Origin of the sequence: Streptomyces sp. NPDC006476 (assembly GCF_040612015.1) — a bacterium.
Taxonomy (GTDB): Bacteria; Actinomycetota; Actinomycetes; order Streptomycetales; family Streptomycetaceae; genus Streptomyces; species Streptomyces griseorubiginosus_B.
Genome location: NZ_JBEXPK010000003.1, coordinates 388,364 through 403,563, shown reverse-complemented (window position 1 = coordinate 403,563; position 15,200 = coordinate 388,364). Strand labels below are relative to the sequence as shown.

At 70.9% G+C, this 15,200-nt stretch carries 14 protein-coding genes; 9 read left to right on the top strand and 5 right to left on the bottom strand.

The genetic code is table 11. The features are described 5' to 3' along the window. Positions 1 to 98: 98 nt before the first annotated feature. Positions 99 to 746 carry a ThuA domain-containing protein gene (locus ABZZ74_RS05760; protein ID WP_356762055.1) on the bottom strand — a complete coding sequence of 216 codons (648 nt, stop codon included), beginning with the start codon at positions 744 to 746 and terminating at the stop codon, positions 99 to 101. A gap of 65 nt (positions 747 to 811) precedes the next feature. Here ABZZ74_RS05760 and ABZZ74_RS05755 point away from each other — a divergent pair, with 65 nt between their 5' ends. Beyond that, entirely contained in the window at positions 812 to 1,363 is a 552-nt protein-coding gene (locus ABZZ74_RS05755; RefSeq protein ID WP_356762054.1) for a hypothetical protein, read from the top strand. A 50-nt stretch (positions 1,364 to 1,413) separates the two neighbouring features. Next, the gene (locus ABZZ74_RS05750) at positions 1,414 to 2,436 is read left to right on the top strand and encodes a DUF5954 family protein (RefSeq protein WP_356762053.1); all 1,023 of its coding nucleotides are present in this window, start codon (positions 1,414 to 1,416) and stop codon (positions 2,434 to 2,436) included. Here the strand turns inward: ABZZ74_RS05750 and ABZZ74_RS05745 are convergent, their stop codons facing one another. Continuing rightward, the gene (locus tag ABZZ74_RS05745; RefSeq protein ID WP_356762052.1) at positions 2,437 to 3,123 is read right to left on the bottom strand and encodes a hypothetical protein; all 687 of its coding nucleotides are present in this window, start codon (positions 3,121 to 3,123) and stop codon (positions 2,437 to 2,439) included. It abuts the gene before it with no gap. Between the two features lie 62 nt (positions 3,124 to 3,185). Between ABZZ74_RS05745 and ABZZ74_RS05740 the strand changes: the two genes are divergently transcribed. Together ABZZ74_RS05740 and ABZZ74_RS05735 are read left to right on the top strand one after the other, a co-directional pair. Next, positions 3,186 to 3,818, top strand: a complete 633-nt coding sequence (locus tag ABZZ74_RS05740) for a VOC family protein (RefSeq protein WP_356762051.1) — start codon at positions 3,186 to 3,188, stop codon at positions 3,816 to 3,818. Between the two features lie 103 nt (positions 3,819 to 3,921). Continuing rightward, positions 3,922 to 4,317, top strand: coding sequence for a VOC family protein (locus tag ABZZ74_RS05735; RefSeq protein ID WP_356762050.1), 396 nt, complete (start codon positions 3,922 to 3,924; stop codon positions 4,315 to 4,317). Here the strand turns inward: ABZZ74_RS05735 and ABZZ74_RS05730 are convergent. Together ABZZ74_RS05730 and ABZZ74_RS05725 are read right to left on the bottom strand one after the other, a co-directional pair. After that, a complete protein-coding gene (locus tag ABZZ74_RS05730; RefSeq protein ID WP_356762049.1) occupies positions 4,306 to 4,986 on the bottom strand; it encodes a DUF6597 domain-containing transcriptional factor in 681 nt (226 codons plus the stop codon). The two genes, ABZZ74_RS05735 and ABZZ74_RS05730, sit on opposite strands and share 12 nt — an antisense overlap. 33 nt (positions 4,987 to 5,019) lie before the next feature. Beyond that, positions 5,020 to 5,958 carry an AraC family transcriptional regulator gene (locus ABZZ74_RS05725; protein ID WP_356762048.1) on the bottom strand — a complete coding sequence of 313 codons (939 nt, stop codon included), beginning with the start codon at positions 5,956 to 5,958 and terminating at the stop codon, positions 5,020 to 5,022. Positions 5,959 to 6,039: 81 nt separating this feature from the next. On the opposite strand from ABZZ74_RS05725, the gene ABZZ74_RS05720 reads away from it, so the two are divergent. Beyond that, on the top strand, positions 6,040 to 6,876 hold the full coding sequence (locus tag ABZZ74_RS05720; RefSeq protein WP_356762047.1) for an NmrA family NAD(P)-binding protein: 837 nt from the start codon (positions 6,040 to 6,042) through the stop codon (positions 6,874 to 6,876). A gap of 4 nt (positions 6,877 to 6,880) precedes the next feature. Here ABZZ74_RS05720 and ABZZ74_RS05715 read toward each other — a convergent pair whose 3' ends face one another. Then, a complete protein-coding gene (locus ABZZ74_RS05715; RefSeq protein ID WP_356762046.1) occupies positions 6,881 to 8,017 on the bottom strand; it encodes a YihY/virulence factor BrkB family protein in 1,137 nt (378 codons plus the stop codon). Positions 8,018 to 8,510: 493 nt separating this feature from the next. Between ABZZ74_RS05715 and ABZZ74_RS05710 the strand changes: the two genes are divergently transcribed. Genes ABZZ74_RS05710 through sbnB form a run of 4 tightly spaced genes read left to right on the top strand, consistent with a single transcriptional unit; the run spans position 8,511 to position 15,170 of the window. Next, entirely contained in the window at positions 8,511 to 10,964 is a 2,454-nt protein-coding gene (locus tag ABZZ74_RS05710) for a Pls/PosA family non-ribosomal peptide synthetase (protein ID WP_356762065.1), read from the top strand. Positions 10,965 to 11,002: 38 nt separating this feature from the next. Continuing rightward, the gene (locus ABZZ74_RS05705) at positions 11,003 to 13,141 is read left to right on the top strand and encodes a non-ribosomal peptide synthetase (protein ID WP_356762045.1); all 2,139 of its coding nucleotides are present in this window, start codon (positions 11,003 to 11,005) and stop codon (positions 13,139 to 13,141) included. Further along, positions 13,138 to 14,142, top strand: a complete 1,005-nt coding sequence (locus tag ABZZ74_RS05700; RefSeq protein WP_356762044.1) for a TauD/TfdA family dioxygenase — start codon at positions 13,138 to 13,140, stop codon at positions 14,140 to 14,142. Before ABZZ74_RS05705 ends, ABZZ74_RS05700 begins: the two co-directional genes overlap by 4 nt. Further along, positions 14,139 to 15,170, top strand: a complete 1,032-nt coding sequence (sbnB, locus tag ABZZ74_RS05695; RefSeq protein WP_356762043.1) for a 2,3-diaminopropionate biosynthesis protein SbnB — start codon at positions 14,139 to 14,141, stop codon at positions 15,168 to 15,170. Before ABZZ74_RS05700 ends, sbnB begins: the two co-directional genes overlap by 4 nt. Positions 15,171 to 15,200: the final 30 nt, after the last annotated feature.

Below are 15,200 nucleotides of genomic sequence, written 5' to 3'. Positions count from 1 at the left end.
CAGCCGATCCCACTCCGCATTCGTCAGGTCTCCACGTCCCATGGAGCCAGCCTGCCCCCAACACACCACCCCGCGAAGGGAGATCCGAGAAACAGTGCCTAGGCCCGCCGCGCCGCCCACTCGATGCCGCCCAGCAGATGGGCGCGGAAACCGGTGTCGTCGTACGCCTCCGCGGCATGCCCCAGTGCCGTGTAGAAGACCCGCCCGGCGCCCTGCTCACGGCACCAGACCAGCGGATGGTCGTCGCCCATGCCGCCGCCGCGGTACGACGACTCGTCGGCGCCGACGAGGATGCGCGCCGAACCGCGGGGGCTGGAGCGGAAGTCGTACCACTCGTCGGTGAACTCCCATACGGCCGGGAGGTGTCGGGTCGCGGGATGATCGCGGTCCTCGACGACGGCCTTCCCCGGCTGGTACTCCGGGTGCCGGTCGAACCGGGCGCCCAACAGCTCGCCGTAGTAGGGCCATTCGAACTCCGTGCAGGCCGCGGCGTGCACCCCGACGAATCCGCCGCCCGCCTCCACATACCCCGCGAGCCGCTCACGTCCCGCGGGGGTGAGCACCTCACCGCTGGTGGAGAGGAAGACGACGGCCGCGTACCGGTCCAGGGGCGCCTCGAGGGCCGCCGGGTCCTCGCCGTGGTCGACGTCGAAGTCCCCGAGCGTGCGTACGGCGGCGACGGCGGCCGGGATGGAGTCGTGGCGGTAGGCGGTGGTGCGGGTGTACACGAGGAGTCGGGGGATCATGGCATCCGAGCCTAGCCACGGGGGGGTTGTGCGGTGGACTGGTGCCATGACAACTGGGGGTTCCCATGTCGGTGAGCGAGTACCGAAGACAGCCCGTGTGGCCCTATGCGCTGATGTGGTCGGCCGTAGGGCTGGCCGTCCTGGTGGCCTGCGGTACCTGGGTGTTCGGCGTTTACAGCATGTCCGATCCGGCGACGTCCTTCCTCGTCGGCATGCGCATCGACGGCTCCCGCGTCTCGGTCAAGGCCCCGACCTGCCCCACCGACAGGGTGGGGACGGCCGAGGTGTACGACAGTGACTCGGAGAAGCTGCTCTGGCGGGCGCGCGTCCCGAGGACCGAGGAGGGGCGGCGCGGCTCCTTCACTCTCTGGAGCGCCGACGACTTCCTGAAGCCCGGGGCGCAGAAGCAGCCCGGGAAACTACCCAGGTACCTCGACGTCTCCGTCACCTACGCCGGCGGCGACGACGGTACCGGAGACGTGTTCGATCTCCGCAAGGTCAGGGCCGCTCATCTCACCGCCGGCCAGTACTGGACGACCGGCGGCCCGCGCACCGCCGCGCAGATCGACGCGCAATTCTCCTGCAGGACCGGAGAACCGGCGCAACAAAGCGACTAGTTGGGCCGTTTCGTCCTCCGGCCGGGACCCGCCCCCGCGACAATGCGTGCATGAATGACGACTGGCGGCAACAGATCGACGCGCTCCACGACGAACTGGTCCGTCGTGACGACCCCGCGGCCTGGGTGCGGGAGCACGACGCGATGGAGGCCTCGCTGCGGTATCCGCACTTCGCCCTGCGCGGACCGGTGTTCGGGGTGGCGGTGCGGGATCCGGCGGCCGGACCCGAGTGGCGGGTGCTGAAGCCGGTGGTGGACGGGATGCCGCAGGTGGCGCGGGACGGGCTGCAGTCGTATCTCTTCTTCCGCGCCAAGGACGAAACCGACGACCGCGTCGAGCGCCGTGAACTGCTGGCCGCTGTCGACGTGTTGACACAGGAGTCGGTGAACGAGATCGAGGTGTGCGGGGTGCGCTACCGCGTGGTGCGCGGGGACGAGTTCACCCGGGCCGGTGACGACGGGCTGGAACCGCCACGGCCCACCGACCGCGAGCCGCTTCAGCGGTCCTGGGGGCGTGAGGGGCGGGACACCTCGTCGCGGGAGGTCGGGTTCGTGCTCGATCCGGAGAGCGCCGACGGCCCGGCCGCCGGTGCGTTGCGGCTGGGGCTGCGGAACTTCGTCTACGCCGGCGACCGCTTCCCCGGCGAGGTGATCACTGACTCCGAGCGGTCCGTGACCACCCACCCCGACCTGGTGCTGCTGCCGACGGGCTTCGGTGTGGTCGAGCGGGACGCCGACGGCGGCTGGCAGCCGCGCGGCACGCTCCTGACCACCCCGCACGCCGCCCGGCGGATGCTCTACGACGGCATGGCCGAGACCTGGGCGCTGCTGTTCGGGTTCGACGAGGCCAAGAAGGCCCGATACGCCGAGGCGGCCGAGGAGTTCCGGGCCCTCGGCCGCGCCGACGAGTTCGTCGTCGACGACCGGCTGTTCAGGATCTGCCGCATCGAGCGCCTGCTGCGGATGGGACCGGACGGCCCGGAGCCGCCGCGCCCTTCGGATGTGGACGAGTACGGCCCCATGAAGATGCATCCGACGATGGACGAGGACGGCAACCTCACCTACGACGACTGATCAACAGCCTTCGCAGGGAACGCTGTTGTCCGGTGCTCCGTCGCCGTTCGGCGGCAGGTCGCCACGTCTGACCGGCTGGGAGGAGGTCGCCCCGGGTGCGGGGGCGGGCGGCAGCAGACCGTCGAGTTCGGCGGCGGAGGGCCGGTGGACGGCGAGGGCGGCCTTGCGCAGGGTCTCCCGCGGTACGCCGGAGCCGCTGAGCAGGATGGTGTAACCCTGCTTCGGCACCGCGTACCCGTGCCAGGTCCCGGCGGTGCGGTACCAGTCGTCGCCGTCGCGCGTGCACTTCGTGCGGCCGTCGGACGCCCCACTGCCGCCGACCGGCTGCTGGGCACAGGTGCCGGCGGTGAACGTGATCCGGTCGACGCGGAGTTCGATCTGGGTGCCCGCCCGCTGCGACCAGTAGGCGGCCGAGAAGCCGTCGTCGCCGGACACGCCCACGGACTGCCGGGCGAGGGTGTAGCCGGGGGACTCGGTGACGTAGACGAGTTCCGGGGCGATGCCCAACGCCTTGGCGCGCGAGGCGAGTTCGGCCGGGTCGGCGGCTGCGGTCGAGGTGCCGCCGCCGGGTCCTGTGCCGGCCGACACCTTCTCCGACGCCTTCTCGGTGCCGCAGCCGGTCAGCAGCAGCGCGGGCAACAACAGCAGCGGCGGCAGGACGCGCACGGTGCGCCAGGCACGGATCATGCCCCCCATCCTGCCGCACAGGTGTTCCACGGCGGAGCCGGTGCTGCGTAGTGTCGGCTGCGATGAACGCCATCCCCGCACATCTGGACCACCTCGTCCTCGCGACCCCCGATCTGGCGGCGACCGTCGCCGACTTCACCGAGCGCACCGGTGTGGAGCCCGCACCCGGCGGTGCGCACGTCGGCCTGGGCACCCGCAACCACCTTGTCTCGCTGGGTGGTTCGCGCTATCTGGAGATCATCGGGCCTGATCCCGAGCAGACGCGGGCGGACGGTCCCCGCCCGTTCGCGGTCGACGAGCTGGCCTCGGCCCGGACGGTGACCTGGGCCATCAGCCCGCCCGACCTGGACGCGGCTGTGGCCGCGGCCCGGGCCCGGGGCTACGACCCCGGTGACATCCGCCCGATGAGCCGTCGCCGCCCCGACGGCACCCTGTTGCGGTGGCGCCTGACCGACGGCGACACTCAGCACCCCTCAGGTCTGGTGCCGTTCCTGATCGACTGGGGGTCGTCCGTCCACCCGACCGCCACGGATCTGCCCACCACTCCCCTGCTGGAGCTGTCCGCCAGCGCCCCCGACCCGGACGAGATCCGCCCGCTGCTCTCCGCGCTGAACACCGAACTCACCCTGAGGCGTGGCCCGTTGGGCATCACCTTCACGGTGGACACGCCCCTCGGCCCGGTCACGTTCGCGTGAACCGCGAGCCGGCAGCCGGGAGCCAGCAACCCCGACCACCGGCCCACCCACCATGTCCGATTCCTTCAAGACCATCGGCGTCCCCCCTGCCTACGGTGGCCCCATGACTCCACATTTCGCCGTGATCGGCGTGGTCGCCTCCGACATGGCGGCCTCGCTCGCCTTCTACCGTCGCCTCGGCCTCGTCTTCCCGGAGGGTGCCGAGGAGCAGCCCCATGTCGAGGCCGAGCTGCCCGGTGGTCTGACCCTCGCCCTGGACACCGAGGAGACCATCCGCTCCTTCCACTCCGGATGGCGGCCGCCCAGCGGCGGCGGCCGGATCTCGCTCGCCTTCCGGTGCGGGTCACCGGCCGAGGTGGACGCCGTGTACGAGGACCTCGTCGGCGCGGGCCACCACGGCGAACTCAAGCCGTGGAACGCGTTCTGGGGCATGCGGTACGCGGTCGTCCACGACCCGGACGGCAACGGCGTCGACCTGTTCGCCCAGCTACCCCAGTAGCTCACCGAGCGGCAGCCCCGCCAACTCCCGTACGTCCCGTGCCAGATGGGCCTGGTCCGCGAACCCGGCGAGTGCGGCCGTCTCCGCGAACGGCACGCCTCGCCGGGCGAGCTTCAGGGCCCGCTGTAGACGCAGCACCCGCCCGAGGGTCTTGGGTCCGTATCCGAAGGCGGTCAGCGCCCGTCGATGCAACTGCCGTACACCGAAGCCGAGTTCATCGGCGACGGCAGCTACGGGCCGTCCCGCGTCGAGGGCGATGACGAAGTGCCGTAGCAGCGGATCGGGCGGTTCTTTGTCCGCCGCCATACGCAGGGCGAGTTTTTCGAGACCGATTTCGGGATCACCGGCCGCATTGACCAGGGCGGTGAGCCGACGAACCTCGGAAAGGGGGCGCATATCGGCGAGTTCAACGCGCCGGTCGCGCAATTCATGCGCGGGTACGCCGAGTAGAGCGGGTGCGGTGCCGGGGTAAAAGCGGATTCCCGCCCATATTCCGGCGGAGCCCTCGGCGACATAGGCGCGGGTATCCGGTCCGGCGACCCATAGCCGTCCCTCGTGCCAGAGCAGATCCATGCATCCGTCGGGCAGCACGCGTCCCACGCCGGCCTCGGACGGGGTATTCGTCCAGAGAACCGCCCCACTGAGCGAAGACGCCCTCTCCCGGTACACGAGGATCAGCCTACGCGCCCGCGATCCGCGCCTCTAAGGGGAAACCCTTTGCCGGAACTCCGCCGGGCTCACCCCGTAAACCCTCTTGAACGCACTGGACAGGGCGAACGCGCTGCCGTAGCCCACCCGCCGGGCGATCGCCTCCAGCGTCCCGTCGCCGTCGCGCAGCGCGTCCGCCGCCAGGGCGAGCCGCCACCCCGTGAGGTAGGCCATCACCGGCTCCCCCACCAGCTCGCTGAACCGCCGGGCGAGCCACGCCCGCGACACCCCGGCCTTCGCCGCCAGCGACGCCACCGTCCACGGATGGGCGGGATCGTCCTGCACGAGTCGCAGCACCCGCCCGACCACCGGATCCGCCAGCGCCCGGTACCAGGCGGGGGCCTGGGCGTCCGGCCGGGAGAACCACGCGCGGAGCGCGGCGATGACCAGCAGGTCGAGCAGGCGGTCCAGGACCACCTCCTGCCCGGGCTCGTCCCGTACGACCTCCTGCATCAGCAGCGGCGTCAGCGGGCACTCCCACACGTCGGCGGTGAGCGAGAGCAGCGGCGGGAGTGCGGCGAGCAGCCGCCCGCTGATCTCGCCGCGCATCAGATACGTCCCGATCAGCATCACCGCCGACCCGTCGGGGCGGTCGCCCCAGGTGCGCACGCCCAGGTCCATCGAGCCGTTCAGCGGCCGCCCGTCGGGATAGAAGCACTCGGCGCCCGGCAGGATCAGCGCCTGCGGCTCCGTGGCGGGGTCGTCGCCGCAGGTGTACGGGTCCGGTCCGCGGGCGATGGCGAGGTCGCCCGCCCGCAGCCGTACGGGATCGCCTTCCTCGGGTGTGATCCAGGCGTCGCCGCGGACCATCAGCATCACCGTGAGCGGGGCGCGGTCCTCGACGCGCACGGCCCACGGCGGGTCGAAACAGGCACGGATCATGAAGGCGCCACGCGCGCGTGGGCCTTCCAGCAGGCCGGCGAGAGCGTCCATGCGGTCAGCGTAGACGCGGGCACATGGGAATGAGCCGTTCAGCGATGGTCGCTCGTCGGGTGGGGCAGTTCACTGGCTGCCATGACACAGAACACGCGGAACACGACGGTTGTGGTGACCGGTGCCTCCGGTCGTACGGGACGACGCGTGGCCGAGGCCGCGCTGGCCGCGGGGCTGACCGTGCGGGCGGCCACACGGGCGCAGGGGTTCGACTGGACGGAGCGGTCGACGTGGGCGGACACGCTGCGGGGCGCGGACGCGGCGTATCTCGTCTGTCCGGCCGACGTCGGTTCGCCCGAGGCGGCGCGGCACGTCGGGCTGTTCGCGCACGAGGCGGTCGGCCTCGGTGTGCGCAGGCTGGTGCTGCTGTCCGCGCGGGGCGAGGAGCGGGCGCGGCCCACCGAGGAGGCGCTGCGGGAGTCGGGGGCGGACTGGACGGTCGTACGGGCCGCCTGGTTCGCGCAGAACTTCAGCGAGGGGCCGCTGGTTGAGGGGCTGCGGCAGAGCGGGGAGCTGGTCTTTCCGGGGGGTGCGGTGCGCGAGCCGTTCGTGGACGTGCGCGATGTCGCGGAGGTGGTGGTGGCGGCGCTGACGGCGGGTGAGCGCTATGTGGGGCAGGCCCTGGCCGTTTCCGGGCCGCGACTGCTGACCTTCGGGGAGGCGGTCGCGGAGGTCGCGCGGGCGGCGGGGCGTGAGCTGTCGTACCGGGCGGTGCCGGCGCGGGAGTACGGCGCGCGTCTGGCCGGGTTCGGGGTGCCGCCGGAGGAGGTCGAGTTCCTGGTCGAACTGTTCGAGTCGCTGCTGGACGGGCGGAACTCGTATCTGTCGGACGGAGTCCAGCGGGTGCTGGGGCGGGAGCCGCGCGATTTCGCGGACTTCGCCGGGGAGGCAGCGGCGGCGGGCACCTGGAAGGTGTGAGCGGTCAGGACCCTTCGGGCTTGTGCGGCGGATGGGTGCTCTTGACGTGGGTGCGCAGGCGTGAGGTGACGTCCTCCGGCGGCAGGAAGCGCGACCAGCGCTCGGGGAACTCCGAGGGCATGTCCGGGTCGTCGGGATCGCTCTCCAGGCCCGCCGCGGTACGGGCCACGTGCTCGGCCAGCTGCGCCTCGCGCAGGCGTTCGTTGGCGGCGCGGGCCGCGGCCGTCGCGGCGGCCGGCCAGACCCGGTCGATCGCCGCGTTGACCGCGGCCCCGACGAGCACCGCGAAGGCGCCCACGCCGATCCACAGCAGCACGGCGACGGACGCGGCGAGGGAGCCGTAGATGGTGGCTCCCTCGATGGTGTGCGTGATGTAGATGCGCAGCAGGAAACTGCCCAGCACCCACATGGCCAGGGCCACCAGGGAGCCGGGCACGTCCTCGATCCAGGGGGAACGCACGGGCACGGACACGTGGTAGAGCGTGGTGAGGAAAACGATCGACAGGACGATGACGACGGGCCAGTACAGCACCTGCACCAGCGTCTCCGACCAGGGCACGATGCGTACGACGGCGTCGGGCCCCGCCACCATCAGCGGCAGCGCGATCGAGCCGATCACCAGACCCACGATGAACAGCAGGAACGACATCACCCGGGTCTTGACGATGCCGCGCACGCCGTCGAGGCCGTACATCACGGTGATGGTGTCGATGAACACGTTCACCGCGCGCGATCCCGACCACAGGGCGAAGAGGAAACCGACCGAGATGACGTCGGGGCGGCCGCCCCTGACCACGTCGTGCAGGATCGGCTGGGCGATCTCGGTGACGCCCTTGTCGGAGAGCACGGTGCGGGAGGCGTCCAGGATGTTGCTCTGGAGGCTGCTGATGGTGTCGGTGCCGGTCCAGGCGTCGGCATAGCCGAGCAGACCGATGAGGCTGAGCAGCAGCGGCGGCACGGACAGCAGCGTGAAGAACGCGGCCTCGGCCGCGAGGCCCAGGATGCGGTACTCCATGCAGGAGTTGACGGTGTCCTTGAGCAGCAGCCAGGCGGTCCGGCGCTTGGAGACGTTCCGGTAGAGGGCACGCGCCCGGTGGAGGCGGCCGGAGGGCCGCTCGGAAGGTTCACTTGCTGGCTGCACGACCTAACGGTATCCGCCGTGCGCGGGTCCACTCATCCCCTGGCCCCGGGGTTCGCACCGGCAACACGGCGGAAACGGATCGTCGACAGATCCTCCTTTTTCTGTCATGTCCGCGTTGGCCGGATTGCTCCCCCATCATTCCGCCGTTTCTGTAAACGGCACACGTCGCCCCGTTGATCGACCTTTCCGCCAGGCCCGGAAATCGCCAATGACCCGAATCCTCTTGATGCGTGCATGAACTTTCCGAAACAATTCGGATCGTATTCGTTGTGCATGCCGAGGACGGCTCAGGCGCACACGACACGGGGGACATCAGTGGTCACGAACAGAACTCATTCCTTTCGCCTGACCACTCATTTCACTTCCGCACCAATTCGGGCCTTGTCGTGAACGGCGGGCGGGTCGACACCGTACTTCTCTCCGGGACATTCCTACGGGAACCGAGCGAGCCGCAAAAGGCGTAAGGCATGTAAAACCGTAAGGAGCGCTCGTGGTGGGAAAAGTCGAGACCGTCACCGAAAACGTCCTGGCCGAGGTGCTGGCGGGTGTCGTGCGCAGGGAACACATCCCCGTCGACAGTCACTTCTTCGACGATCTCGGAGCCAACTCGCTGGTCATGGCGCACTTCTGCGCCAGGGTCCGCAAACGGCCGGACCTGCCGTCGGTGTCGATGAAGGACGTGTACGGCCATCCCACGATCCGCAGGCTCGCGGCGGCCCTCGACACCGTGCCCGCACCCGCCGCCGCCCCCTCCCCCGCCGAGGCAGACGCCGAGGCCGAGGCGGCCCTGCCCGGCAGCACTCCGCGCTACCTCCTGTGCGGCACCCTGCAGTTCCTGTTCTTCGCCGGGTACTGCCTGCTCGCCGGGGTGGTCCTGGGCCGGGGCTACGAGTGGATCTCCGCCGTGGACGGGGTGGTGGACGTCTATGTCCGCTCGCTGGTGTTCGGCACGGCGGTGTTCGCGGGGGCGTGCCTGCTGCCGGTGGCCGCGAAATGGCTGCTGGTGGGGCGGTGGAAGGAGACCGATTTCCCGGTCTGGAGCCTCGCCTACGTGCGTTTCTGGACGGTGAAGGCGCTGCTGCACGCCAGCCCGATGATCCTGTTCACCGGCAGCCCGCTGTACGTCCTCTATCTGCGCGCCCTCGGCGCCAGGATCGGCAAGGGCGTCACGATCCTCTCCCACTCGGTGCCGGTCTGCACCGACCTGCTGACCGTCGGCGCCGGTTCGGTGATCCGTAAGGACGCTTTCCACCTCTGTTACCAGGCCCGTGCCGGACGCATCCGCACCGGCCGGGTGACGCTCGGCAGCGAGGTGTACGTCGGCGAGAAGACCGTCCTGGAGATCGGCACGACGATGGGCGACGGCGCCCAGCTCGGCCACTCCTCCGCCCTCTACGACAGCGCGACGGTCCCGCCGGGCGAGCGATGGCACGGCTCCCCCGCCCAGCCCACCGACGTGGACTACGTCCGCGTCCCGCCGGCCCCCTGCTCCACCCTGCGCCGCGCGGTCTACGCCCTGGCCGGCCTGCTGCGGACGCTGCTGCTCTACGTCCCGCTGGCGGTGGGCGGAAGCTACCTGCTGCTGACCGTGGTCCCCGCCCTGGGCGCCCTGCTCGACCCCAGCTCCCAGGACCTGACCACGGCGCGCTTCTACGGCGAGGCACTGGGCCTGTCGCTCGCCGCCTACGCCGGCTACCTGGTCCTCGGGCTCGCCGCCGTGTCCCTGCTGCCGCGAGCCCTGAGCCCGCTGCTGCGCCCGGACCGGGTCTATCCGCTCTACGGTTTCCACTACTCCGTGCAGCGTGCGATCGCCCGCGTCACCAACATCAAGTTCTTCAAGTGGCTGTGCGGCGACAGCTCGTACATCGTCCCCTACCTGCGCGCCATCGGTTACGACCTCTCGCGGGTGGAGCAGACCGGCTCCAACTTCGGCACGGAGGTGCAGCACGAGACGCCGTACCTGGCCTCCGTGGGCAGCGGCACCATGGTCGCCGACGGGCTGTCGATCGTGAACGCCGACTTCTCCGGCACGTCGTTCCGTGTCTCACGCGCGACGATCGGAGGGCACAACTTCCTCGGGAACAACATCGCCTACCCCAGCGGCGGCCGCACCGGCGAGAACTGTCTGCTGGCGACCAAGGTGATGGTCCCGCTGGACGGCGAGATCCGTCAGGGCGTGGGCCTGCTGGGCTCGCCCTGTTTCGAGATCCCGCGCTCGGTGGAGCGCGACAGCCGCTTCGACCATCTGCGCGAGGGGGCCGAACTGCACCGCGGGCTCGCCCTGAAGAACCGGTTCAACCTCCGTTCCATGGGCCTGTTCCTGTTTCTGCGCTGGCTGGACTGGTTCGTGCTCGGGGTGATCGGCTTCGCCGCCTTCGACCTGTACGGCACCCACAGCACGGCCGGTGGCCTGCTGATCGGTGCGTCCCTGATCGTCGGACTCGCTTTCAGTACCGGTTACTACGTGCTCGTGGAGCGGCTGATCGGCCGGTTCCGGCCGCTCTCGCCGAAGCTGTGCTCGATCTACGACCCGTACTTCTGGTGGCACGAGCGGCTGTGGAAGGTGCCCGACAACCATCTGGTCGTCTTCAACGGGACACCGTTCAAGAACCTCGTCTGGCGGGCGCTGGGGGTCCGGCTCGGGCGGCGGGTCTTCGACGACGGCTGCTACATCACCGAGCGCAGCCTCGCCGCGATCGGCGACGACTGCACGCTCGCCGCGCACACCAAGGTGCAGGCCCACTCCCAGGAGGACGGCACCTTCAAGTCCGACCACATCACCATCGGTGCCGGCTGCACGCTCGGCACCGGAGCGCTCGTGCACTACGGCGTGTCCATGGGCGACGGGGCCGTCCTCGCGCCCGACTCCTTCCTGATGAAGGGCGAGGAGATGCCGGCCGGGGCGCGGTGGGGCGGAAACCCGGCGGTCGCGCCACGGCACGGCTGACCGGACGGCAAGAAAAGAAAACAGGGGGAACAAGATCCATGGACATCATCCCGCGCTGGACGCTCGACCCGGTACCGGGCGTCGCGGAGTACGACATCGCACTGCCGGAGAGTGTGCCGAGCGATCCGTCGGCCCTCGCGGCCGCCCACCTCAGGGTGCTCGCCGAACTCTCCGGCGAACGCGGAGCACCGGCCCTCGCCGATCCCGGTGTGCAGGTCGGTCTCGAAGGCCGCACCCTGCGGCTGCGCTACCGCACCGACATTCTCGACGCCGCGGCCGCCGCCCGTGTCGCCGGATACCACCTCACCGCGCTCACCGACCCGCACCGGCCCACCCTGCTCTCAGAGGAGGAACTCCGCTTCCAGCTGGACGAGTTGGCGGGTCCTCGCCGACGGCTGCCGGACCGGCGGGTGCACGAGCTGTTCGAGGAGCGGGCGGCGCTGCACCCGGACGCGGTGGCCGTCGTCCAGGACGGCCGGCGGTGGACGTACGGCGAGTTGAACTCCCGTGCCAACCGCATAGCGCGGGCGCTGCTCGCCCGGGGGCTGCGGCACGAGGGCGTGGTCGCCGTGGTGATGGAGCGGAACCTGGACTGGGCGGCGACCGTGCTCGGCGTCCTGAAGGCGGGTGGTGTCTATCTGCCCGTCGAGCCGCACTTCCCGGCAGACCGGATCGCGCGGACCCTGGAGCGGGCGGAGTGCGCCCTGGTCCTCACCGAGCACGGCAGCGACACCCGGGTGGGCGGGCGCGTCCGGAAGCTGTTCGTGGACATGGCGTACGGCGAGGGGCACGCCGAGCGCGATCTCGGCCTGCCCGTCACCGCCGGCCAGCTCGCCTACATCTACTTCACGTCGGGCTCCACCGGTGAGCCCAAGGGCGCGATGTGCGAGCACGCCGGGTTCGTCAACCACGTCCTCGCGAAGATCGCCGACCTGGGCGTCGGCGCCGGGCGGACGGTCGCGCAGACCGCGCCGCAGTGCTTCGACATCTCCCTGTGGCAGCTGGTCTCCGCGCTGCTGGTCGGCGGGCGGACCCTGATCGTCGGGCAGGAGACGATCCTCGACGTGCCGCGGTTCGTGGACACGATCGCGCGGGGCCGGGTGAACGTGCTGCAGCTCGTGCCGTCGTATCTGGAGGCGGTACTGGCCGAGTTGGAACAGCGGCCGCGCGAACTGCCGGACCTGCGCTGTGTTTCGGTGACCGGGGAGGCGGTGAAGCGGGAGCTGGTCGAACGCTGGTTCACCGTCGAGCCCGGCATCCGGCTGGTCAACGCCTATGGCCTGACGGAGACTTCGGACGACACCAACCACGAGGTGATGGACCGGGCGCCGGACGGGCCCCGGGTGCCGCTCGGGCGGCCGATCGCGAACGTCCGCGTCTACGTCGTCGACGGGGACCTGGTGCCCGTGCCGCTGGGCGCGCCCGGCGAGATCGTCTTCTCCGGGGTCTGCGTGGGCCGCGGGTACGTCAACGACCCCGAGCGGACCAAGGCGGCCTTCACCGACGACCCGTACCGGCCCGGCGAACGGTTGTACCGCAGCGGGGATCACGGGCGCTGGCGGCCGGACGGGAAGCTGGAGTTCCTCGGGCGCCGGGACAGGCAGGTCAAGGTGCGCGGATTCCGGGTGGAGATCGGCGAGATCGAGAACGCGCTGCTGCGGGTGGACGGGGTGCGCGACGGCGCCGTGGTCGTCGTGGGGGGCGCGCGGCTGGTGGCGTTCTGCACGGGGCCGGAGCCGGTGGACGCCGACCGGGTGCGGGCTCGGCTGGCCGAGTCGCTGCCGGAGTACATGGTGCCGGCGGTCGTGCACTGGCGGGAGCGGCTGCCCCTGACCGGCAACGGCAAGACCGACCGCAAGGCCCTCGACCGTCTTGCCGGGCGACTGGACCGCGAAGCCTCCGCGGACCGGCAGCCGGACGGTGACGCCTCCGGCGGCCCGGACAGCCCCGGGGAGCGGCGCATGGCCGCCGCCTGGGCCGAGGTGCTCGGCATTTCCGCGGACCGGATCGGCCGCCGGGACCATTTCTTCGACCGCGGCGGCACCTCGCTGTCCGCCGTGAAGCTCGCGATCGCCCTGGACCGGGCGGTCACCATCGACGACGTCACCCGCCACCCGGTCCTCGCGGACCTGGCGGGCCTGCTGGACCAGCGCCACGGAAAGGAACAGGTGCAATGACGCACGTGTACCCGGCTCTTTCGCCCGACATCGACACAGCTCCCGGCCGTCCACCGCTCCTGCACGCCAAGCCCGAAGCGGGTGCGGCGAGTTGGGCCGCCGAACACCGTGACGCGCTGCGTGCCGCGGTCGCCGAGCACGGCAGCCTGATGGTCCGCGGGCTCGGCCTGACCGAACCGGCCGCCGCCCGGGCGGTGTTCGGGCATCTCACCGACGCCCTGATGGCCGACCGCGAGCCGTTCGCGCCCCGCCGCTCCTACGGGGACGGCGTGTACTCCTCCTCCAAGTGGCCGCCCAACCAGCAGATGTGCATGCACCACGAGCTCAGCTACTCCCTCGAGTTCCCCGGTCTGCTGCTCTTCGCCTGCCTGGAGGCGCCGGAGTCGGGCGGGGCGACCGCTCTCGCCGACGGACCGTCCGTGCTTCAGGCGCTGCCCGCGGAGCTGACCGACCGGTTCGAGCGGGAGGGCTGGCTGCTGACCCGGACGTACAACGACGAGATCGGCGCCACGCTCGAGGAGGCCTTCGGCACCGACGAGCGGGCCGCCGTCGAACGCCACTGCCGCGCCCACGCCATCGAGTTCGCCTGGCAGGAGGACGGCTCCCTGCGCACCCGGCAGCACCGCGCCGCGGTGGTCCGGCACCCGGCCGACGGCCGGCGCTGCTGGTTCAACCAGGTCGCCTTCCTCAACGAGTGGACCATGGACCCCGAGGTGCGCGAGTACCTGACCGACGTGTACGGCCCCGACGGACTGCCCTTCAACACCCGCCACGGCAACGGCGATCCGCTCGACGAGGGCGTCGTGCGCGCCATCAACGAGGTGTACGAGGCGCACACCCTGCGCGAGCCGTGGCAGTCCGGCGATCTACTGCTCGTCGACAACATCCGCACCGCGCACGGCCGGGAGCCCTTCGAGGGCCCGCGCGAGGTGCTGGCCGCACTCGGCGATCCCGTACGGCTGACCGACTGCGCGCCGGCTTTCGAGGTGAGGACCCTATGACTGCCGCCGCCGCACCGTCGTTCTCCGTCATCTCCGGTGAGCAGGTCCAACAGGCCCTGCACGGGCGGGAGTCCGAGATCGCCGAGCTCGTCGAGGCCGTGTACCTGCTGCACGGGGCGGGCGAGTCGGTGAACCCGCCGTCGTACTTCCTGCGCTTCCCGGACCGTCCGGCGTCCCGGATCATCGCGCTGCCCGCCTCGCTGGGCGGACCGCTGCGGGTGGACGGACTGAAATGGATCTCCAGTTTCCCGGACAACACGCGGTCCGGTCTGCCACGCGCCTCGGCGGTGCTGATCCTGAACGATCCCGAAACCGGTTACCCGTTCGCCTGTCTGGAGAGCTCGGTCATCAGCGCCACCCGCACGGCCGCCTCGGCCGCGCTGGCGGCCGACCGGCTGAGCCGGAGCCGACCGCGGCCGACGCGGGTGGGCTTCGTGGGAACCGGCCTGATCGCGCGCTACATCCACACCCATCTCACCGCCACCGGCTGGGAGTTCGAGGAGACGGGTGTGTACGACGTGTCGTCGCGCAGCGCGGCGGGGTTCCGCGGCTATCTGGAGCGGACGGGCGCGAAGGGGAGGATCGGTGTGCACGAGGACGCCGAGTCCCTGGTCCGCGCCTCGGACCTGCTGGTCTTCGCGACGGTCGCCGCCGAGCCGCACGTCCACGACCCATCGTGGTTCGCGCACCGTCCGCTGGTGCTGCACGTGTCGTTGCGGGACCTCGACCCGAGGATCCTGCTGGACTCGGCCAACTACGTGGACGACGTCGAGCACTGCCTGAAGGCACAGACCTCGCCGCACCTGGCCGAACAGCTCACCGGGGGCCGCGACTTCCTGGACGGCACGCTCCACGACGTGCTGACCGGCCGGGCGAGCGTCCCGGACGACCGGACGGTGGTGTTCTCGCCGTTCGGACTGGGGGTGCTCGACCTGGCGGTCGGCAGGTTCGTCCACGACGAGGTGGCCCGTCGGGGCGGGCTCAACGTCGTCGAGGGGTTCTTCCACGAGCTGCGCCGGTACGGCTGACCGGCCCGGCTGCGTGACGCATGAGAAGGG